Below are 19495 nucleotides of genomic sequence, written 5' to 3'. Positions count from 1 at the left end.
TAAATAATCTTAGATTTAATAAGCTTCATTCAGCCTAATTTTGGTTTCAATATCCGGCACATGCTGTTTGCGCTTTTTCCACCACAACATTAAGCCAGTCCACAATACAACGATCGTAATCACATCTAAAATTAACCAGATAATCTTGAGTGTTAACCCGCCGTAATCGCCAAAATGTAAAGGTTGGGAGATTAGCAAAGTAGTTAAATACCAAGGTAATTCGCGGCTATCGGTGATTTTGGCTGTTTCGGCATCAATTAACACTGGCTTGAACAAACGCGAAGTGATGGGGCTATCGCCACGCATAAACATGCCATAGTGATGCGGGCTTGAAAATGCAGTACCTGGAAACGCAATAAAGCCCAAATTCTTATCTGGCTCACGCGCTTGTGCTGCATCTACTGAGGCTTGTAATGAAGCAAAATGTGTCGGCGGCGGTAAACCTTTATAGGGAGCAATCATGCTAGACATTTGGTCAAACTGCCAATACTTGACCACCAAATCAGACCACGCATTAATCACACCAGTTAAGCCGACAACCAATGCCCAAACCAAGGTAACAACGCCTAAAAAATTATGCGTATCTAAACGTTTTAACTTTGGCGCGCGATCTTTACGGATTTCACCAAAGGCTAATCGACGCATAAATGGCGCGTATAAAACGACACCTGAAACAAGCGCGACAACTAGCAATACGCCCATTGAGCCAAGGAATAACATACCAGGAAAACCTGCAAACAAATCGACATGTAACTTAAACATCACATACATGAAGCCTTCGTTAAACTTTGGTTCATCTAAAATTTTCGCAGTACGCGAATCTACTTTAATGAACTTCGTATCGTCTTCTGATGTAGCAGTTTTACCTAAGCTGATTGTCCATGAGTTGTGCTCATCAATATCACGAAAGACAAATTGCACAACGCGGCTTGGGTACAACGCCTTAGCATTGCTTAAAACCGTGTCCATACTGGCTAGTTTTGTATTTGCTGGCAAATCAGGTGCTTCGACCTCATTACCTAGCAAATGGCTAATTTCGTGACTGAAAATGAGCGGCAAACCCGTTAAACAAAGCAACAACATAAATGCCGTACAAACTAGGCTAGACCATTTGTGCACCCAAGCCCAAGTTTTAATCGATTTAATATACATTCAGTTACTCAAGCTAAGAATACGTTTTTAATGCTGTGGCTCGCTCACAAAGCCCAGTTTTGTGACGCCTGCATTTTGTGCGTCAGCCATCACGCCGGCCAATATTTGATAGCGCGTTTCTTTATCTGCGCGAATATTGAGCTCTGGCTGCGGTTTTTGATCAGCAATCTGCGCTAATTTCACTTTGATTTCGCCATCAACCAACGGCACATCGTTCCAATACATTTTGCCTGCAGCATCGATTGCAACCGAGATCACTTCTGGTTTTTCAGGCAAAGGCTGGCTCGTTGCTTGCGGCAAATCAATCTTCACTGCATGCGTGAGTAAAGGCGCGGTAATAATAAAGATGACCAATAAAACCAACATCACGTCTACCAACGGCGTGGTGTTGATCTCGTTCATCGGCTGAGTGTGCGCCTCATTGTTGGAAGCATTACCGCCTATCATGCTGGCACTCCCACTGGTTTAGCATTTTGAGCGTGAATAGCTTTAACATTATGCTGGTTTTTTGCGTTTTGATGCTTTACAACTAAAGGTGCGCCTGTGGTTAACAACACGTGTAAATCTTGTCCGAAACCATCTAAAGTAGCGTTAATGATGCGATTTTGTTTTACAAATGCGTTATAAGCCAACACTGCAGGAATCGCCACCGCTAAACCAATCGCCGTCATAATCAATGCTTCACCTACTGGGCCAGCAACTTTGTCTAAAGTCGCTTGACCGCTGGCGCTGATACTTGCCAATGCATGATAAATACCCCAAACCGTACCGAACAAACCAACAAATGGGGAAACGCTACCAACAGATGCCAGAACCGACAGACCTGATTCAAGCTGAGAAGAAGTTTGCGCTGCGCTACGACGCATACTGCGTGCGATAAATTCATCGTAACTACAGGATTCTTCAATATGTTTCGCCGCGTGCGCTTGGTGATGATGCGCTGCATCAACTGCATTCGCCGCTAATTCATGCGCTGGCGAATCAATTTTAATCATTGTCAGTGCTGTTTGCAGATTGGGTGCAGCCCAAAACTCTGCTATATAACGCTTCATGGCATTTTTCAATTGGATGCCCTGAACGGTTTTTACAATCATAAAATACCAGCTTGCCACTGACATAATCAGCAGGATTACTGCCACTGAAATAGACACGAAACCACCTTGCATGATAAAAGCCAGACTATCAAATTCTGCTGTGTGTTGCATATTGCTTCCTTTATTTAATATATTTTCTATGGTTAAGTTAGTCAAAACTTAACCAGTTTTTTGTGTTAACTTTTTTAATTAACTTATTTAAAATCAGTTGCTTATAAATTAGCTATCTAGTGAAAACTTCACAGGCACAATCACGTAAGCACTTAGCGATTGATTATTTTTCTTCGCTGGGATAAAACGCCAGCGTTTAACTGCTTGAATCGCTGCATTATCTAATCGCTCAGATCCGCTGCTTTTTTCAATCTTCACATCCTCAGCTGAACCATCTGCAGAAACTAAAACTTTCATTAACACACGCCCTTCTTCGCCTAATCGACGTGAAGTAGATGGATATTCTGGCGCCGGGTTATTCAAATATGAAACACCAAAACGTGGCGGTTCAATTTTCGGTTCTTCTATTTTTTCTACTACTGGCGGCGCTTTAGGCGCTTCCGCCACTTTTACAGGTTCTACTGGCGCTGCTGGTGCCTCTTCTACAACAGGCTGCTCTGTCGTCGCTTCCACCAAACGCTCCGTTGGCGTTTCAATTGGCTTGATTTTTTCAACTACTTTTTTTGGCTTAACAACGGGCTTTACTTCTGGTTTTGGTGGTTCGATCACTGGCACTAATTCTGGCTCAGGTGCTGGCGGCGCAATCAAGCTCACCATCATTGGCGCTGCCGGTTCTATTTTTGCTTTTTCAATCGGTGTTTGTGTAATCAATACATAAATAACCGCCGCATGCGCCAATACGACAAATAATGTCGCTAACCATGAGTAGGATTTTTGTGGCGGTGTTGGGCTAGTCGGTTGCGTTGCTTGTAGCGGCAAAGCATATAGTCTGGTTAATCTTGAAGACTCAGCTGCATGATTTGATTGCTGATTAAATTTTGCCTGACGTGCGGCAAATAAATTAACAACGGTAGACGTTTGGTTGCTCATAGAAATGTCGATTCAAAAAATTTATAAGCGTAAGCTTTGTTAATGAAAACTTAAATCCACCGATTGGCTTTGCTCAAAACTGGCTTTTTCTAGACGGTAATAATTTAGACGAATATCCGCATCCTTGAACAAACCATTTAATGCTTGTAACAATTCCGCATCAATGCGCATACTCACTGCACCTATTTCCAACTCCACCACATCGCAGCCCTCACAAAAAGCAATCGTGCCGCTCTCATTTTTAGCGAGCAAAATACGGGAGTGTTGATTTTAGGTGACATGGATTTTTCCTGTATTAATATTTGAGCCGCTGAATAGTTAACTAAATCTACTTGGTTAAAATCAATTTATTTTGTTTGGTGATGCGCAAAATATAGGTTTCATTCAAATGTTCAATCATTACCTCTTTAACATTGGTGAACAATTGTTCTGTGTTTAAGCGTTTAATACGCGACATTTTCATCTCTTTATTAGAAGAATCATCCGCTACAATCGCCACATCAAAACTCATGTGTTCTTTAGCTGTTAAGTGTGTAATTACTTTCATGAAAACCAAGCTCAAAAAAGTGACCGACTAACATGCATTAATTTGATATAATCAAACCAAGTGCAAGGCGGCCATAAAATCAAGGAGATGCATTTGCATGCATTTGCAACATTTAAGACGTTGTTAGGGACGTCTTAAATTCTGTTGCTAACCGTGTTAACCACAAAAATTACACGCGGTTAGCGTAATATTCCACCACTTGCTGCACATCAACAGGAAATGGTACATCTTCAATCGCTGGTAAGTGCGCTACTTTCACAACAGTAGTCGCTTCATCCCAAGTTAACCATTCTGGACGCGCTAAAGACGGTTGTTTAATCGTCTCAACAACCATCGGAATGTTTTTACTTTTCACACGAATCGTCACTTCATCACCTACTTTTAGACGGATAGAAGGAATATTCACATTGCGACCATTCAGCATTAAATGACCGTGCGTCACTAATTGACGCGCCGCAATCAAAGTAGGTGCGAAACCTGCACGGAAAACCACATTATCCATACGACGCTCCAATAACTGCAATAAACGCTCGCCTGTAGGCTCTTTGCCTTTACGCGCATCTAAAATCATTCTGCGCATTTGTGTTTCTGTTAATCCGTAGTTAAAACGAATCTTTTGTTTTTCTTGCAGTTTTACGCCGAAATCTGAACGACGTTTGCGTGATGCTTTATTACCGTGTTGGCCTGGCGGCGTTGGACGCGCCTCGATTGTCTTGCGTGATAAGCCTGGTAAATCCACGCCCAATGCGCGCATAATCTTTAATCTTGGGCCCGTTAATCTTGACATGTTGTTTCCTTGAAATTTTAAGTTTTTATGTTATTGCAATGTTGCGTGTGCTGGTAATACTTGAGCGTCTGCATCATCGTATTCCGCTACGATGTTTTCCCATTGATTCAATAATCGCTTAGAGATATCTTTAATCAATATGGATTCTGCATATTCTGGCGCAGTGAACTTTAACGCCAAATCAGCGGCTAAAATCGCCAAGCCTAATGACGGCTTCATTGCGTAGTGTGTTGCCACACAACAAATTGCCGCCATGATATCTTTGGCCGTTGGTAATTCCGGGTCATATAGAACGCTAGTTTTTTTAGCATTTACCATTTGAAGTTGCATTCAATTCACCATTTGTATTGATATGTAAATGATAATGGTTCTTATTTAAGATGTAAAGAACTTTATTAGTTAATTATTCAGCAGCCCTGCTTGAAGCAGTATTAACCAGATTTTTACTGTAATATTTATCAATAATATTGTCTAAAATTTAGAAAATAATCCGATGAAATCTCTACTTTCTTTTTCTATTGTCACTTTTTTAAAACGCTATCCTTTTGCCATGTTATTGGCCGCTCAACTGGTCAGCGTCTTAATGTATGGATTTATGAACAATTCAGAAGCCAGCCACGTGGTATTTAATAGTATCGGTTTGATTGTGCCGATTCTGGCAGTTTGGGTGGTTTACCGCAGCCCAATTGTCAGCTGGGTTGGATTGGTATTAGTCGTGCTCGCGATTGGATTTTCGCTCACGGCTACATTCAGCCATCAAGCACCACTATTAATCTGGGCACACATTTTTGAAAGTTTGCTGTATTTTTACGCGGCAATTGGTTTAACACGTTATATGTTTGCAGACGATGTGGTGACGATAGACGAGTTATACGCTGCTGGCGCGACATTTACATTATTAGTATGGGGATTTGCGCTGGCTTATTCTGCTTGTCAGCAAATTGTGCCTGGCAGCATCACCGCTGCTATCCATCCAGAAATGCAACGCACTTGGGTAGAACTATTATTTATGAGCTTTTCGATTCAATCTGGCACAGGTATTGGCGATATCGTGCCAGTTTCTAATGCGGCACGCGCCATTAGTTCTATACAAATGTTTACCGGTTTAATGTATATCGCGGTAGTGATATCGCATTTAGTTGGATTGGCTGCGAGTAAGAGAGCAAATAACCCATAAACTAAGAAAAAAATGCGCTGTTTTTATGGTTAACTTTAAGTTAACTTACAAACCAAGTTTATAAACTAACACTGCATCGCCCTGTTTATAACCGAATATTGAATTGCCGCCACTGGCGACTGCAATATATTGTATGCCATCAATAGTATAAGTAATAGGTGGCGCGTTTACGCCAAAATCGGAATGTGTTTGCCAGAGCAATTCGCCCGTTTGGCTGTTGTAAGCATTAAAGTTGCCATTGCCTTCGCCTGTAAACAATACGCCACCAGCAGTCGCCAATACACCTCCAACCAATGGTTGCGCCGTTTTATTCTGCCATGCGATTTTGCCACTACTTAAATCGATTGCTGATAACAATCCCCAGCGTGGATCTTTTGTCGGTTCACTTGCTGCATAGCGAATCGCTGGTTTGCCATCTTTAGCAGGCGTTTCATGCAAGGTATAGTTGATCGGCGCATGTATACCTGCCACAAACACACGTTGATTGGCTTCATCTACACTCACTGGCGACCAATTTGAGCCGCCAAGAATGCCAGGATAAACAACAACACCTTCAGCAGTCGCTTTTTTAAATAAATTATGCTGCGGCACAAACGCTTCTGATTTTTTCAACAATTTTCCAGTCGCTCTGTCGTGCACATAAAACCAACCGGTTTTGCTGGCCTGCCCTACTGCGGCAATGCTGCTTCCATTTAATTGATAATTAAATAATGCAGGCGGACTGGCTAAATCATAACCCCACAAATCATGTGGCACTTGTTGATAATGCCATTTTAATTTGCCTGTATTCGTATCTAAAGCCACTAATGAAACGGTATAAAGATTATCACCTGGGCGAGAAATATCATTCATTTGCGGGCTGGGATTACCCGTGCCAAAATATAAAGTATCTGTTGCAGTATCGATTGCTGGCGTGCTCCAAGCCGAACCGCCGCCAAAACGTGCTGAATCGGGATATTTAGCTAAATCGGCTTTTTCTTGCGCAATATCACGGTTAAATGTCACGCCATCATCCGTTGTTTGCGCAAAACTGCCTTCCCAACCTTTTTCTGGAATCGTGTCAAATTGCCACACACGCTTGCCGTCAATCACATCGTAAGCGGCTAAAAAGCCAGGACGTCCAAAGCGCCCAGTTACGCCGATTACCGCGCCTAATGGCGCATCCGCAGTTGGATTATCAATATGCAAACCATAACCAACGCCAGTGATGCCCACAATCACTTTACCTTTATACACAACTGGCGCCATCGCAATGCCAATGCCCGTGCCGCCTGTCACTTTGCGTGCGCTGTTTGGATCCTCTTTATTTAATGAATCTTGCCCTTCACGGACAATCGCACCTTCAACAACGTCAATATCCCACTCTTTTGCACCGGTTTTGGCATTTAATGCAATCAAACGCGCATCTACCGTGCCGATAAATACTTTTCCGTTGGCAACTGCCACACCTCTGTTGGCTGGGCCGCAGCACATTTGCCAATCTGGACGTCTATCATGCTTGTAACGCCATAATTCTTCACCTGTTTTAGCGTTAAGTGCGACGACGTGATTATAAGGAAGCGATAGATACATGATGCCATTTTGCACAATTGGCGTGGTTTGAAAGCTGCCGACAACGCCGCTTTTAAATTGCCAAGCTTGCACCAAATCTTTCACGTTTTTTTGGTTAACCTGTGTGTTAGGTGAAAAACGCTGACTAGTAAAATCATGCCCAAAACTTGGCCAGTCTTGACTGTTAACCTGCTGCGGTGTTTTATTTTGATTGACGGCACAAGCCTGTAACATGCAGAAAAGAAGTACGCAAATTACTCTCAGATTAATTATGTTCATGATTCAATACATTCCGCATAAAAGTATACCGATTAGTATACATCAAGAAAATTCATTTGCAGCAATCCAAATATTACAAACTAATTTGAATCTAAAAAACATCTTTAACGTATATGCATAAAGACAGACATTTTAATACTCGACTGACCGTTAAGACGGCATGGCGTGTGATTACCCTAAAATTGAATTTAGAAGGTAGTATCAAGTTTTAACTTGCAGATTAAATATTATGAGCCAAACAAAAACGTCTGAAGAATTGTTTCATTTAATCGCGTTAAGTGGACAAGGGGACAAAGTGGCGTTTCAAACCTTGTACGAGGCCACTTCTGCCAAATTGTTCGGGTTATCTTTGCGCATATTGAATCGACGTGATTTAGCCGAAGAAGCGTTACAAGATGCGTTTATTAATATTTGGCATCACGCACAAAACTATCGCCCTGAAAAAGCCGCAGTGATGACTTGGATGACCACGATTGTGCGCAATAAATGTTTTGATTTGCTGCGCGCAATGCCGCAAGAAGCGCAATTATTGGATGAAGCCAGTTTGGATGATTGGGCTTCAGAGGATTTAGGTCCTTTAGAAAAAGTCACAGAAAAAAGTGAATCTAAAGCACTGTTGAATTGCATGAACACATTAGCGCCTTTGCAACGGCAAGCCATCGTACTGAGCTATTTTCATGGCATGGCACACGAACAATTAGCCAAACATCTAGTGCAACCCTTAGGCACAATAAAAACATGGATTAGACGCGGGTTAACTGCGCTTAAAAGTTGTTTGCAAGGAGAAAAAGCATGAGGTACGACAATGATAAATTAGCCGATATGCTTTCAGTCGAATACATATTAGGCACATTAAAAGGCGCAGCGCGCACGCGTTTTGAGCAACTCTTAAAACAACGCGCGGATTGGGCTCAATCATTTGCGTGGTGGGAATCGCATATTCATTTATTGGCTGACACAGTTCCTGCTGTAAACCCGCCAAAACGGGTTTGGAAAACCATCGAAACGCGCTTATTTGCACACCGAGCAGCACAATCGAATAGCTGGTGGAAAAGCTTTGCCTTTATATCGACCGCTTTGGCCGCATCATTGGCAACCATTTTGGTGTTGCAGTCACCAAAGCCTGCCGATGAAATAACGCCTGAGGCAATTGCGTTACTATCATCAGAAAAAGCGCAGCACGGCTGGTTATTAAGTGAAACGAAAAATGCTGCCAACGAAGTGGAAATGAAAGCGATCTCATTAGCCAGTTTAGAAACCAAGCCAGATAACGCGTTTGAATTATGGTTATTGCCAGCCGATAAATCCAAACCTATTTCATTGGGTTTATTGCCGCAACAAGGCGTTGCTAATATGAAAATCCCTGCGCAATTGGTCCCATTAATGGCGCCCGGTAGTTTAGCGGTGAGTCTGGAGCCTGTAGGCGGTTCGCCAACTGGTCAGCCAACTGGCGCAGTGTTGTATCAAGGTAAGTTGGCAAAAACTTAATATGTTTTTGATTAAAAGCTTGTAGTTAACACATTTCTAGAAAGAATATTCAATGGGTTTAGCCATTAAATTAGCAGAATCGGGTAGCTTGCCCGATTCTATTGTGCGCCAAGGTATTAGGCAGTTAGTTAAACAGAGATTGGTTGAGATTTCTGCCAGCAACTGTGAAATCGGTATGGCGCAATTGGGTCAATTCGTGGCGGCTATGAATGCTTCGGAAATTGCTCCAGTGCCAGAACTGGCAAACGCGCAACATTACGAAGTGCCTGCGGCATTCTTTCATTATTGTTTGGGCAATCATCGTAAATACAGTAGCTGTTTTTGGATGCCAGATACAGAAGCATTAGATGAGGCGGAAAGATTGGCGTTAATCCAAACTTGTGACCACGCCGATTTACAAAATGGCCAAGCAGTTTTAGAGCTAGGTTGCGGTTGGGGCTCGCTGTCGCTTTGGATGGCAGCGCAATATCCAAAATCGACCATCACAGGCGTTTCTAATTCTAATTCGCAGCGCGAATATATTATGAATACGGCTAAATCGCGTGGATTAACTAATCTAAACATTATCACCGCAGATATGAATGTATTTGAAGCACCTGCGCAATATGACCGCGTGGTATCAGTGGAAATGTTTGAACATATGCGCAATTACCAAGTGCTTTACGCAAAAGTCGCTAGTTGGCTGAAACCTAAAGGCAAGTTCTTCAAGCATATCTTTGTGCACCGCAACACGCCTTATGCTTTTGATGTAAAAGCCGATGATGACTGGATGAGTCAGTTTTTCTTTAGCGGCGGCATTATGCCAAGTGACGATTTACCACTACATTTTCAAGATGATTTGAAGTTAATCCAACGCTGGCGCTGGGATGGCACACATTATGAAAAAACCGCCAATGCTTGGCTGGAAAATATGGATAAAAACGCAAAAGCCATTACACCGATTTTAGCCGCCACTTATGGTGATAAAGATGTGGAAATGTGGCGTAATCGCTGGCGCATGTTTTACATGGCTTGTGCAGAATTATTCGGTTATAACAATGGTCAAGAATGGTGGGTTACACACTATTTATTTGAGAAAAGATAGTCTTAATAAATAGCATGCAACGCAACATGGTTATTAACTTTATTTTGTTTCAAATCGGCTGGTTTGCCTGCGTGATTGGCGCAGCCAAACAAATGCCCTGGTTAGGCGTTGCAGTGGTGCTGGCGATTGTGGTTTGGCATTTAATACAGGCCAAACAGCCAAAACGCGAACTGGCTTTGTTATTGATTGTGCTGGTTATTGGCGGAACATTTGATCAAATGATGTTGAATCATCAACTGATTAGTTATGAATCACATAGCTGGATGAACGCACTAGTTCCCGTTTGGATATTGGCACTTTGGGCAGAATTTGTGACGATATTAAATGTAAGTTTGCGCTGGATGCATGACCGCTGGCTGATTGCCGTATTATTCGGTGCAATTGGCGGGCCTTTGGCTTATATGGGCGCGGCCAGATTAGGCGCAGTCACGCTCAATATGATGCCAGCCAGTTATATCGCTCTCAGCATCGGTTGGGCAATATTAACGCCGTTAATGCTGCGATTATCGGCAAAATTTGATGGTTTTAAATATTAGTTCTAAAGCTTAAGGCGAATACTTAACATGTTCAATTGGTCAATTTATGGTTACAGCTTGGTGGCAATCGGCTTATTCGCCCTTTTAGGCTGGGTAATCAGCTTGATGCGCGATAACGTCACCCACGTAGATAGCATGTGGAGCTTGTTTTTTATACTGGCAGCTTTTACCAGCGCACTGTTTGTGTATGAAGGCAGCGCACGTGTTTATCTAGTGTTAACTCTGGTCACGCTTTGGGCAGTGCGATTATGTGCATACCTCACTTGGCGCAATTGGGGTCCACATGAAGACCATCGTTACGTTGAGATTCGCAAAAATAATGAGCCACTTTTTTGGTTAAAAAGTGCCTACATTATATTTGGTTTGCAAGCTGTGCTGGCTTGGATTATTTCGATTTCACTGTACGGCGCAATCGATTCAAATGCCCTGATTAACACGCTTGATTATCTGGGATTGTCATTATTTTTATTTGGATTCTTCTGGGAAACTGTTGCCGATTGGCAGTTAACTCAGTTTAAAGATAACCCTAAAAACAAAGGTCAAGTGCTCAACGCAGGCTTATGGCGCTACAGCCGCCATCCCAATTATTTTGGCGAATGCTGCGTTTGGTGGGCATTTTATTTGATCGCGTTAGCCGGTGGCGCTTGGTGGGCAATCATCTCACCAATTTTAATGACATTACTTTTATTAAAAGTCAGCGGTGTCAGCTTGCTGGAAAAAGACATTTCAGAACGCCGCCCTGCTTATGTTAAATATATTAAAAATACCAATAGTTTTATACCGGGTTTACCGAAAAACGAGTGAACTAGCTTTTATTAACGAGGGTTTTATGTTCAAGCATCTTTTAAAGCATCCATTTAATAACGCATTAGCTAAATCGGCGTGTCTATTTTTAAGCACAGCGTTGATCGCATTGCCTGTAATGGCAGAAGAATGGGCGTTTGATGTGTATTTGGATAAAAGCAAGATTGGTAAACATACATTTACTTTAGATCAGAATCGCCAGTTAACCAGCCGCGCTAAATTCAATGTAAAAGTGCTATTTATTGAAGCTTACAACTACGACCATACGGCAAAAGAGCAATGGAAAGATGATTGCTTGGCGAGCTTGGAAGCCAATACCACGGAAAACAAAGTAGTCAGCAATATCAAAGGCGCAAAAAAAGACGCGGGCTTTGAAGTGAGTGATGGCAAAACCACGCAAACTTTGCCTACCTGCACCATGACTTTTGCTTACTGGAATCCTAAAATCCTAACACAATCTAAATTACTTAACCCTCAAAATGCAGAATATTTAGACACTAACTTTGAGAAGTTAGGCCAAGAAACAATCACTGTAAAAGGTCAACCAGCTGAGGTAACACATTACAAACTTAAGGGTAGTTTGAACGGCAAAAACAAGCTCAATATAGAACTTTGGTATAACGCGAAAAATGAATGGGTGGCTTTAAAATCCATTACGCCAGAAGGCTATAAAATCAACTATAAGTTAATTTAATCAATATGTTAAATATCAAATTTAAAGTATTACTTTCAATAATTTTTGGCTGCTTAATTGTCGGCTGTGCAGGCACAAAAATGGATTCGATACCAATTGTTAAGCAAGTTGATCTACCGCGATTTATGGGCGATTGGTATGTGATTGGTGTGATTCCAACGCCGATTGAAACCAGCGCCTATAACGCGATTGAAAACTATAAATTGGATAGTGACGGCACGATTGCGACCACTTTTACATATTATAAAGACGCCTTCGACGGCCCACTTAAAACCTACAAGCCACGCGGATTTGTGGTTAAAGACACAGGCAATGCGCTGTGGGGAATGCAATTTATTTGGCCAATCAAAGCGGAATATCGCATCGCTTATTTAGATGATGATTATCAATACACGGTGATTGCCCGCAATGCGCGTGATTACGTGTGGATAATGGCGCGCACGCCGCAAATTCCTGATGCGAAATATGTTGAGTTGACTGACTTCGTTGCGAAATTAGGCTATGACACAGCCAAGCTACGCAAAGTACCACAAAGCTGGACAGGCGATTCTATACAAAACAGCACGTCTAAAGAAATTAGCCCATCTAAAACGCTTAAAAAAGCCGAATAGCATATGCTAAACAAACATTCATTTTCTAACGAAAAACCCATTTTAAGCACATTAACTAGCTGGCTAGATAATGACGCTTTACCTGAAAATGCGGCTACAGAAGACGCTAAAGAAAGCATCGATTATTGGCGCGTCATCCCATTCGTTGCATTACATTTGGCTTGTTTTGCTTTATTTTGGGTGGGTTACAGCACGTTCGCGCTTATTTTTGCGATTGCTTTATATGCATTAAGAATGTTTGCGATTACAGGGTTTTATCATCGATATTTTTCGCACAAAGCCTTTCAAACCAGTCGAGTTGGCCAATTTGTGTTTGCCGTATTAGGCGCAACCGCCGTACAACGTGGGCCGTTATGGTGGGCAGCACACCATCGCCATCATCATATTCACTCAGATGAAGAGATTGACGCGCATTCACCTGTTCAACACGGTTTTTTGTGGAGCCATATCGGCTGGTTTTTATCGCGCAACAATTTTCACACGCAATTAGACCGCGTAAAAGAATTGGCGAAATTTCCAGAATTGCGCTTTTTAGACCGTTTTGATGTGTTAATCCCCATTATTTTTGCGGTAAGTATTTTTGGCCTTGGCATGTTTTTAGAAAAATATGCACCTAGTTTAGGCACCAATGGTTGGCAATTGCTGGTTTGGGGCTTTGTCCTATCTACTGTTGTGCTGTATCACGCAACATTTAGTGTGAATTCTTTATCACACACTTGGGGTAAGCGCCGTTATGCCACGCGCGATCAAAGTCGCAACAATTTTTTGATTGCGATTTTAACTTTGGGCGAAGGCTGGCATAACAATCATCACCATTACCCAGGCTCTGCTAGCCAAGGTTTTTATTGGTGGGAGATTGATTTCACCTATTACGGATTGCGCTTGATGTCTTCGTTAGGCTTGATATGGAATTTACGCAAAGTGCCAATCGCCGTTCGTGAATCTAAGCAGTACAAAAACGGGCAATTTAACAGCCCAAAAATATAATAATTAGAAAGTTACTCATTTGAAGATTGCTATTATTGGCAGCGGCATCGCTGGCAACACCATCGCACACCACTTGCATTCAGAACATGAAATCACTGTGTTTGAAGCCAATAGCCATATTGGCGGCCACACGCATACACATGATGTTGAGTTATTTGGTAACAAATATGCCATAGATACTGGCTTTATTGTATTTAACGACCGCACATACCCCAACTTTATTGGGTTGCTAGACAAGTTAAAAGTCGCCTGGCAACCAAGCCAAATGAGCTTTAGCGTACATAATGAAGTGACGGGTTTGGAATACAACGGCACGACTTTAAATAGCCTTTTCGCGCAACGGCGCAATTTTTTCAAGCCCAGCTTTTACGGCATGATTCGCGATATTTTGCGTTTTAACAAGCAATCGCTGGCATTATTAGAAAGCGATAGCGAGATTAAATTGGGTGATTATTTAACGCAGAATCATTACAACCCTGCATTTATCAACAATTATATTCTGCCGATGGGCGCTGCGATTTGGTCTACTGATGCGGCACAGATGCTGGACTTCCCTACCCGCTTTTTGGTGCGATTCTTTCATCATCACGGCATGTTAACGGTAAACAACAGGCCGCAATGGCGCACCATTACTGGCGGATCAGCCAGATATGTTGAAAAATTAACCGAAGATTTTAAATACAAAATCTGGCTGAATACGCCAATTGCTAGTGTCAAACGCTTAAAAAATTCTGTCAAAATCAAGCCAGTAAATAGCGAAGAACAAACTTTTGATTACGTATTTTTTGCCTGCCACAGTGACCAAGCGTTGAAAATATTAGGTACCGATGCAACTGCACAAGAACGCGAAATTTTAAGCGCGATTCCTTACCAGGAAAATACGGTTTATCTACACCATGATATAAGCCTGCTGCCAAAACGAAGATTGGCGTGGGCGGCGTGGAATTATCATGTGACAGCAAAGCCATCTGATCCCAAATCATCAGATGTCAATCAATCAAATAAGGTACAAGTGACTTACAACATGAATATTCTGCAAAATATCCAGTCGCCAGAGCCGATTTTAGTCACGCTTAACCATACCGATTTTATTAATCCGGCAAAAGTCATTAAACGCCTTAAATACATGCATCCCGTTTACACGATTGATGGCGTGGCTGCACAAGCAAGGCACGCGGAAATCAGCGGCCAGAATTTGACTGGTTATGCAGGCGCATATTGGCTGAATGGTTTTCATGAGGATGGCGTTGCCAGCGCTTTAACTGCGCTTGAACATTTTAAACAACATCTAAACACACAAACAAAAAGTGATTGACTGTGCACAGCGCCATTTATAAAGGCTGGGTTGAACATCAGCGCCATTCACCTAAACCGCATGGTTTTCGTTATCGCGTGTTTATGATGTATTTAGATTTAGATGAATTGCCGCAACTTTTTAGCAAATCGCGCTTTTGGTCGCTAAAAAAATCCAACATTGCCTACTTTAAACGCGCTGATTATTATGGCAATCCTGCAAAATCGCTAAAAGCAGAAATCAGCGACTTAATTACTGCCGTCACAGATCACGCACCACGCGGATCAATTCGCATGCTCACTAATATGCGCTATTTTGGGCATTGCTTTAACCCGGTGACTTTTTACTATTGTTTTGAGGCGGATGGGAAAACACTGCAAGCCATCGTCACGCATATCACCAATACGCCGTGGGGTGAAGATTATGCTTATGTGCACGATTTTATGAGTCAGGATTCATCAGAAAAAGCGGTTAAGAAAACCAAAAATGGCGAAATTACAGTATTTAAACTGCATAAAGACTTTCATGTTTCGCCTTTTATGCCAATGGATATTGAATACGATTGGGCGTTTAAATTAGCTGAAAAACAACTGTTAGTGCATATGAAAACTCTGCAAAATAATCAGACGATATTCTATGCAACGCTGGCTTTACAACGCACAGAGATCACGGAATCTGCATTAAATTGGTTGTTAATCCAGTATCCATTCATGACCATAAAAGTAGTCGCAGCGATTTATTGGAATGCGCTTAAGTTGTGGTTAAAACGCGTACCGCTTTACTCGCATCCTGCGCATTAATTAAGCAAGGCTGAATTGGACGAAATCGTTGACTAACATGCCTTTCATGGTCTTATTAAATAATAGGTTTTTTTGAATCTGAACACTAACGGTTGCCGTATAAACAATCATGAATACACTGACCAATACCAACTTACCGCAAGAAACCTTAACCACAGCGCTTAAACAAAAAAGCCGCTCTAAACGGGTGGCTAAGTTTGCCAAAACACAGATTATTAAGCGTCTTAATCATCTGCAAACGGGTTGCTTAACCATTATTGATGGTAATGAAAAATACGTTTTCGGCCAATCAAACGGTATTAAAACGACGATTCATGTCCATGATGCGCGTTTTTATGGCGAGATTGCTTTCGGCGGCAGCATTGGCGCGGGAGAGGCTTTTATGCTGGGTTACTGGACCGCAGATAACCTAACTGATGTCATCAGACTAATGTGCGTGAACCAATCGGTGATGGATACGCTGGAAGGCGGCTACCAATGGGCGACCAAGCCATTATTTAAAGCATTGCACTGGTTAAATAGCAACACAACAGAAGGTAGCCGTAAAAATATTGCCGCGCATTATGATCTGGGCAATGATTTTTTCAAGCTATGGCTAGACCCGACCATGATGTATTCATCGGGTATTTTTGAACATTCGACCATAGATCATCCTAGTAGCAGTTTAGAGGCTGCCTCGCTCAAAAAATTAAAGGTCATATGCGATAAATTAGATTTAAAAACCACAGACCATTTGGTTGAAATTGGCACTGGCTGGGGCGGTTTTGCGATTTATGCGGCAAGACATTACGGCTGTAAAGTCACCACAACGACTATCTCAAAACAGCAATATGCACTAGCAGTTGAGCGCGTAAAAGCAGCTAACTTAGATTCAGTCGTAACAGTTTTATTAAATGATTACAGAGAGTTAGAAGGACAATTTGATAAATTAGTTTCAATTGAAATGATTGAAGCGGTAGGACATCAATATTACGATACCTATTTTGCCAAAGTAGGAAAACTGCTCAAACCAAACGGCTTGGCTTTGATACAAGCGATTACCATCGCCGACCAACGTTTTGAAGCAGCCAAGAATAGTGTGGATTTTATTCAACGCTATATTTTCCCTGGCTCATGCATTCCGTCCAACACCGCCATGTTAAATAGCATCACCAAAACTAGCGATTTACGCTTGTTCGATTGCGAAGATATAGGCCCGCATTACGCAACTACTTTGGCGGCTTGGCGCGAAAACTTTTTCACGCATGTCGATGCCGTCCGCAGGCTGGGTTATTCGGAAGAATTTATTAGGATGTGGGAATTTTATTTGTGCTATTGCGAAGGCGGCTTTGCAGAGCGCGCTCTGGGTGATGTCCATCTACTATTAGCCAAACCAGAGAATCGCAGAGCTGCGCTAATTTAAATTTTATTCGGCTCAAGAATTGTTTAGGATTTGCCTAAACAGCTTTCACTAGTTTGCTTTAAAATGAGGCGGTACAAGTTAACCAACTCAATGCATGCAAAATTCTACTAACAGTCTTATTAAATCAAGCAGTCTTATTAAATTAAGCCCGATTGAATCAAGCCCTGTCGAATGGCGCGTTAATCAGGATGGCTTGGCTCAACCCTACTCCACCATCTTTCAGGATGTCTATTATTCCAGTGATAATGGCCTGCTTGAAACCGAGCATGTCTTTTTGGAAGGCAACAACCTAACACCGCGTTGGCAGCAATTAGCAACCCAAACATTCACCATTATTGAAACAGGTTTTGGCACAGGTTTAAATTTTTTATGTGCTGCGCAATTGTGGCTGAATCATGCGCCCAAAAACGCCCGCCTGCATTTTATTAGCACTGAAAAGTACCCGCTCAGCTTGCAGGAAATCACCAGCACTTTACAGCTTTGGCCGACATTAAATAATCTTTCTGGCCAGTTTTTAGCTATATATAAAGCGTTAATAAATAGCGATAAAAGCATTTGGCTATTTGATAATCGCGTGCAACTAACGATTTTGGTTGGCGATGCGACAGACAGCCTAACAAAGATAACAACTCTCGCTGACGCTTGGTTTTTAGACGGGTTTTCACCCTCAAAAAATCCTGATATGTGGCAGCCTGCTTTGTTCGCACAAATGGCAAGATTATCTAACCGGAATACATCATTTGCCACGTTCACCAGTGCCGGCATGGTTAAGCGTGGCCTGCAAACGGCTGGATTTCATGTCAGCAAACAAGCTGGTTTTGGCAAAAAACGGGAAATGTTAACGGGTGATTTTATTGGCGAATCGTTTGATGAAAAACCAGTTAACGTCAAACAATCGATAGAAAAACCAAGTGCCAACTAAAACTGCGATTGTGATTGGTGGCGGTATTGCAGGTTGTAGCACGGCGTTTGCACTGGCCAAGCGCGGCATTGCAGTCACTTTATTAGAGCAACATAGTGAACTCGCCCAAGAAGCTTCAGGCAACCCTATAGCAACTTTATATCCCAAACTGAGTATTAAGCCGACTGCACAGAGTACGCTGGCATTGCAAGGCTTTGCATTTACCTTAAATTTACTTAAACAATTGCCCAATAACGCAGCATTTTTTGCTGACTGCGGACAGATTCAGTTGGCTTATAACGCGCGTGAACAATTAAGACAAGACGCATTGTTAGCGCAACAGGAGTATGCGTTTTTGCAGGCCTTGGATGCAAAAGCGGCCAGCGAAGTAGCTGGCATTCCATTAGCAATCGGTGGTTTATTTTTGCCGCAAGCTGGTTGGGTCAAACCAAAAGCATTATGCCAAGCATTAGTTAACTTGCCCAACATCACCAAAATCAGCAATACACATGTACTTAGTTTCGAAAAAACCGATGAAAATTTTCGAATAAAATACATTAAAAATAACTCACAACATACTGATATTAAATCAGATATACTGATATTATGTAATGCCAATGATGTGCAGCGTTTTAGTTTATGTGCCAGCGTTGCGAGCACTCTTGTACGCGGGCAAGTGAATTTTTTTGCACCAACACCTGCTAGCCAACTGATTAAAACCATTATTTGCAGCACACATTATTTAAGCCCAGCAGTTGATGGGCTGCATTCAATCGGTGCGACTTACGCACCCAATAATCTTAACTCGCTATTAAGCGAAGCAGATACTTTAGAAAATATGCAGGCTTTAAAACAAATCTCACCTGCCATTTTTAATAGCCTTCAGCCTTACCAAGAACAAGGTCGCGTTGCTTGGCGTAGTCACACGCAAGATTACATGCCGCTGGCAGGCCAATTAATAGATGAAAAATCGTTACGTGCCAAACCGCCCCGTTATAACGCTAAGCCTGTGGATTTTCCATGGTTAAACGGCCTGTATATTAACGCTGGTCATGGTTCTAAAGGCATGATTACTGCGCCGATTTGTGGCGAACTGATTGCCAATATAATTACAAATGAATCGTTAAGCCTTGACGGAAACCTAGTAAGCAAGCTGAATCCTAGTCGTTTTTTACTCAAAGAATTAGGTTTAAAACAATTAGCTAATTCTCTGTATTAACTCAATCAGTGATACAAACACTGCAATTGAATTAAATTAGATTAAAA

General features: G+C 42.0%; 23 protein-coding genes. 14 read left to right on the top strand and 9 right to left on the bottom strand.

What is annotated here, in order from left to right:
* Positions 1 to 15 precede the first annotated feature (15 nt).
* The 8 genes from METVE_RS0109915 to METVE_RS0109880 all read right to left on the bottom strand — a co-directional run bounded on the left by METVE_RS0109915 (position 16) and on the right by METVE_RS0109880 (position 4951).
* Positions 16 to 1152, bottom strand: coding sequence for a PepSY-associated TM helix domain-containing protein (locus tag METVE_RS0109915; protein ID WP_020168323.1), 1137 nt, complete (start codon positions 1150 to 1152; stop codon positions 16 to 18).
* A gap of 27 nt (positions 1153 to 1179) precedes the next feature.
* Positions 1180 to 1599, bottom strand: coding sequence for an ExbD/TolR family protein (locus tag METVE_RS0109910; protein WP_020168322.1), 420 nt, complete (start codon positions 1597 to 1599; stop codon positions 1180 to 1182).
* Positions 1596 to 2357: a MotA/TolQ/ExbB proton channel family protein gene (locus METVE_RS0109905; RefSeq protein ID WP_020168321.1), complete on the bottom strand. Its 762-nt coding sequence runs from the start codon at positions 2355 to 2357 to the stop codon at positions 1596 to 1598. Before METVE_RS0109905 ends, METVE_RS0109910 begins: the two co-directional genes overlap by 4 nt.
* 108 nt (positions 2358 to 2465) lie before the next feature.
* On the bottom strand, positions 2466 to 3287 hold the full coding sequence (locus METVE_RS0109900) for an energy transducer TonB (RefSeq protein ID WP_020168320.1): 822 nt from the start codon (positions 3285 to 3287) through the stop codon (positions 2466 to 2468).
* Positions 3288 to 3326: 39 nt separating this feature from the next.
* Complete coding sequence (locus METVE_RS0109895) at positions 3327 to 3539, bottom strand: hypothetical protein (protein ID WP_020168319.1); 213 nt, start codon at positions 3537 to 3539, stop codon at positions 3327 to 3329.
* A 76-nt stretch (positions 3540 to 3615) separates the two neighbouring features.
* Positions 3616 to 3834, bottom strand: a complete 219-nt coding sequence (hemP, locus tag METVE_RS0109890; protein ID WP_020168318.1) for a hemin uptake protein HemP — start codon at positions 3832 to 3834, stop codon at positions 3616 to 3618.
* Between the two features lie 169 nt (positions 3835 to 4003).
* Positions 4004 to 4621, bottom strand: a complete 618-nt coding sequence (rpsD, locus tag METVE_RS0109885) for a 30S ribosomal protein S4 (RefSeq protein ID WP_020168317.1) — start codon at positions 4619 to 4621, stop codon at positions 4004 to 4006.
* Positions 4622 to 4651: 30 nt separating this feature from the next.
* Positions 4652 to 4951: a hypothetical protein gene (locus METVE_RS0109880; RefSeq protein ID WP_020168316.1), complete on the bottom strand. Its 300-nt coding sequence runs from the start codon at positions 4949 to 4951 to the stop codon at positions 4652 to 4654.
* A gap of 163 nt (positions 4952 to 5114) precedes the next feature.
* Here METVE_RS0109880 and METVE_RS0109875 point away from each other — a divergent pair, with 163 nt between their 5' ends.
* Positions 5115 to 5798, top strand: a complete 684-nt coding sequence (locus METVE_RS0109875) for an ion channel (protein WP_020168315.1) — start codon at positions 5115 to 5117, stop codon at positions 5796 to 5798.
* A 45-nt stretch (positions 5799 to 5843) separates the two neighbouring features.
* On the opposite strand, the gene METVE_RS0109870 is transcribed toward METVE_RS0109875, so the two are convergent.
* Complete coding sequence (locus tag METVE_RS0109870; RefSeq protein WP_020168314.1) at positions 5844 to 7583, bottom strand: pyrroloquinoline quinone-dependent dehydrogenase; 1740 nt, start codon at positions 7581 to 7583, stop codon at positions 5844 to 5846.
* 274 nt (positions 7584 to 7857) lie between these two features.
* Here METVE_RS0109870 and METVE_RS0109860 point away from each other — a divergent pair, with 274 nt between their 5' ends.
* The 13 genes from METVE_RS0109860 to mnmC all read left to right on the top strand — a co-directional run bounded on the left by METVE_RS0109860 (position 7858) and on the right by mnmC (position 19448).
* The gene (locus METVE_RS0109860; protein ID WP_020168312.1) at positions 7858 to 8424 is read left to right on the top strand and encodes a sigma-70 family RNA polymerase sigma factor; all 567 of its coding nucleotides are present in this window, start codon (positions 7858 to 7860) and stop codon (positions 8422 to 8424) included.
* A complete protein-coding gene (locus METVE_RS0109855) occupies positions 8421 to 9116 on the top strand; it encodes an anti-sigma factor (RefSeq protein ID WP_020168311.1) in 696 nt (231 codons plus the stop codon). The genes METVE_RS0109860 and METVE_RS0109855 overlap by 4 nt, the downstream gene beginning before the upstream one ends.
* 52 nt (positions 9117 to 9168) lie before the next feature.
* Positions 9169 to 10200 carry an SAM-dependent methyltransferase gene (locus tag METVE_RS0109850; RefSeq protein ID WP_020168310.1) on the top strand — a complete coding sequence of 344 codons (1032 nt, stop codon included), beginning with the start codon at positions 9169 to 9171 and terminating at the stop codon, positions 10198 to 10200.
* 14 nt (positions 10201 to 10214) lie between these two features.
* Complete coding sequence (locus tag METVE_RS0109845; RefSeq protein WP_020168309.1) at positions 10215 to 10736, top strand: DUF2878 domain-containing protein; 522 nt, start codon at positions 10215 to 10217, stop codon at positions 10734 to 10736.
* A gap of 27 nt (positions 10737 to 10763) precedes the next feature.
* Positions 10764 to 11540, top strand: coding sequence for a DUF1295 domain-containing protein (locus METVE_RS0109840; RefSeq protein ID WP_020168308.1), 777 nt, complete (start codon positions 10764 to 10766; stop codon positions 11538 to 11540).
* 25 nt (positions 11541 to 11565) lie between these two features.
* The gene (locus tag METVE_RS0109835; RefSeq protein ID WP_020168307.1) at positions 11566 to 12234 is read left to right on the top strand and encodes a DUF6134 family protein; all 669 of its coding nucleotides are present in this window, start codon (positions 11566 to 11568) and stop codon (positions 12232 to 12234) included.
* A 5-nt stretch (positions 12235 to 12239) separates the two neighbouring features.
* Positions 12240 to 12845 (top strand): lipocalin family protein, encoded by a 606-nt coding sequence (locus METVE_RS0109830; RefSeq protein ID WP_020168306.1) that lies wholly within the window; start codon positions 12240 to 12242, stop codon positions 12843 to 12845.
* A 3-nt stretch (positions 12846 to 12848) separates the two neighbouring features.
* Positions 12849 to 13832, top strand: a complete 984-nt coding sequence (locus METVE_RS0109825) for an acyl-CoA desaturase (RefSeq protein WP_020168305.1) — start codon at positions 12849 to 12851, stop codon at positions 13830 to 13832.
* Positions 13833 to 13851: 19 nt separating this feature from the next.
* Positions 13852 to 15147, top strand: coding sequence for an NAD(P)/FAD-dependent oxidoreductase (locus METVE_RS0109820; RefSeq protein ID WP_020168304.1), 1296 nt, complete (start codon positions 13852 to 13854; stop codon positions 15145 to 15147).
* Entirely contained in the window at positions 15144 to 15926 is a 783-nt protein-coding gene (locus METVE_RS0109815; protein WP_020168303.1) for a DUF1365 domain-containing protein, read from the top strand. The genes METVE_RS0109820 and METVE_RS0109815 overlap by 4 nt, the downstream gene beginning before the upstream one ends.
* A 109-nt stretch (positions 15927 to 16035) precedes the next feature.
* Positions 16036 to 17328: an SAM-dependent methyltransferase gene (locus METVE_RS0109805; protein ID WP_020168302.1), complete on the top strand. Its 1293-nt coding sequence runs from the start codon at positions 16036 to 16038 to the stop codon at positions 17326 to 17328.
* A 94-nt stretch (positions 17329 to 17422) separates the two neighbouring features.
* A complete protein-coding gene (gene mnmD / locus METVE_RS0109800; protein WP_020168301.1) occupies positions 17423 to 18250 on the top strand; it encodes a tRNA (5-methylaminomethyl-2-thiouridine)(34)-methyltransferase MnmD in 828 nt (275 codons plus the stop codon).
* The gene (gene mnmC / locus METVE_RS0109795; protein WP_020168300.1) at positions 18240 to 19448 is read left to right on the top strand and encodes an FAD-dependent 5-carboxymethylaminomethyl-2-thiouridine(34) oxidoreductase MnmC; all 1209 of its coding nucleotides are present in this window, start codon (positions 18240 to 18242) and stop codon (positions 19446 to 19448) included. The genes mnmD and mnmC overlap by 11 nt, the downstream gene beginning before the upstream one ends.
* Positions 19449 to 19495: the final 47 nt, after the last annotated feature.

The sequence above is a fragment of the Methylotenera versatilis 79 genome (assembly GCF_000384375.1).
GTDB classification, from domain to species: domain Bacteria; phylum Pseudomonadota; class Gammaproteobacteria; order Burkholderiales; family Methylophilaceae; genus Methylotenera_A; species Methylotenera_A versatilis_B.
Note: the sequence above shows the minus strand (reverse complement) of the source record. Positions and strands in the feature narration are given on the sequence as shown.

Coding starts and splice junctions, on each gene's coding strand:
- mnmD (WP_020168301.1), top strand. CDS start 17,423: ATGCAAAATTCTACTAACAGTCTTATTAAATCAAGCAGTCTTATTAAA.
- METVE_RS0109905 (WP_020168321.1), bottom strand. CDS start 2,357: ATGCAACACACAGCAGAATTTGATAGTCTGGCTTTTATCATGCAAGGT.
- METVE_RS0109915 (WP_020168323.1), bottom strand. CDS start 1,152: ATGTATATTAAATCGATTAAAACTTGGGCTTGGGTGCACAAATGGTCT.
- METVE_RS0109875 (WP_020168315.1), top strand. CDS start 5,115: ATGAAATCTCTACTTTCTTTTTCTATTGTCACTTTTTTAAAACGCTAT.
- METVE_RS0109830 (WP_020168306.1), top strand. CDS start 12,240: ATGTTAAATATCAAATTTAAAGTATTACTTTCAATAATTTTTGGCTGC.
- rpsD (WP_020168317.1), bottom strand. CDS start 4,621: ATGTCAAGATTAACGGGCCCAAGATTAAAGATTATGCGCGCATTGGGC.
- METVE_RS0109870 (WP_020168314.1), bottom strand. CDS start 7,583: ATGTTACAGGCTTGTGCCGTCAATCAAAATAAAACACCGCAGCAGGTT.
- METVE_RS0109910 (WP_020168322.1), bottom strand. CDS start 1,599: ATGATAGGCGGTAATGCTTCCAACAATGAGGCGCACACTCAGCCGATG.
- METVE_RS0109805 (WP_020168302.1), top strand. CDS start 16,036: ATGAATACACTGACCAATACCAACTTACCGCAAGAAACCTTAACCACA.
- METVE_RS0109880 (WP_020168316.1), bottom strand. CDS start 4,951: ATGCAACTTCAAATGGTAAATGCTAAAAAAACTAGCGTTCTATATGAC.
- METVE_RS0109900 (WP_020168320.1), bottom strand. CDS start 3,287: ATGAGCAACCAAACGTCTACCGTTGTTAATTTATTTGCCGCACGTCAG.
- METVE_RS0109855 (WP_020168311.1), top strand. CDS start 8,421: ATGAGGTACGACAATGATAAATTAGCCGATATGCTTTCAGTCGAATAC.
- hemP (WP_020168318.1), bottom strand. CDS start 3,834: ATGAAAGTAATTACACACTTAACAGCTAAAGAACACATGAGTTTTGAT.
- METVE_RS0109825 (WP_020168305.1), top strand. CDS start 12,849: ATGCTAAACAAACATTCATTTTCTAACGAAAAACCCATTTTAAGCACA.
- METVE_RS0109835 (WP_020168307.1), top strand. CDS start 11,566: ATGTTCAAGCATCTTTTAAAGCATCCATTTAATAACGCATTAGCTAAA.
- METVE_RS0109850 (WP_020168310.1), top strand. CDS start 9,169: ATGGGTTTAGCCATTAAATTAGCAGAATCGGGTAGCTTGCCCGATTCT.
- METVE_RS0109860 (WP_020168312.1), top strand. CDS start 7,858: ATGAGCCAAACAAAAACGTCTGAAGAATTGTTTCATTTAATCGCGTTA.
- METVE_RS0109845 (WP_020168309.1), top strand. CDS start 10,215: ATGCAACGCAACATGGTTATTAACTTTATTTTGTTTCAAATCGGCTGG.
- METVE_RS0109840 (WP_020168308.1), top strand. CDS start 10,764: ATGTTCAATTGGTCAATTTATGGTTACAGCTTGGTGGCAATCGGCTTA.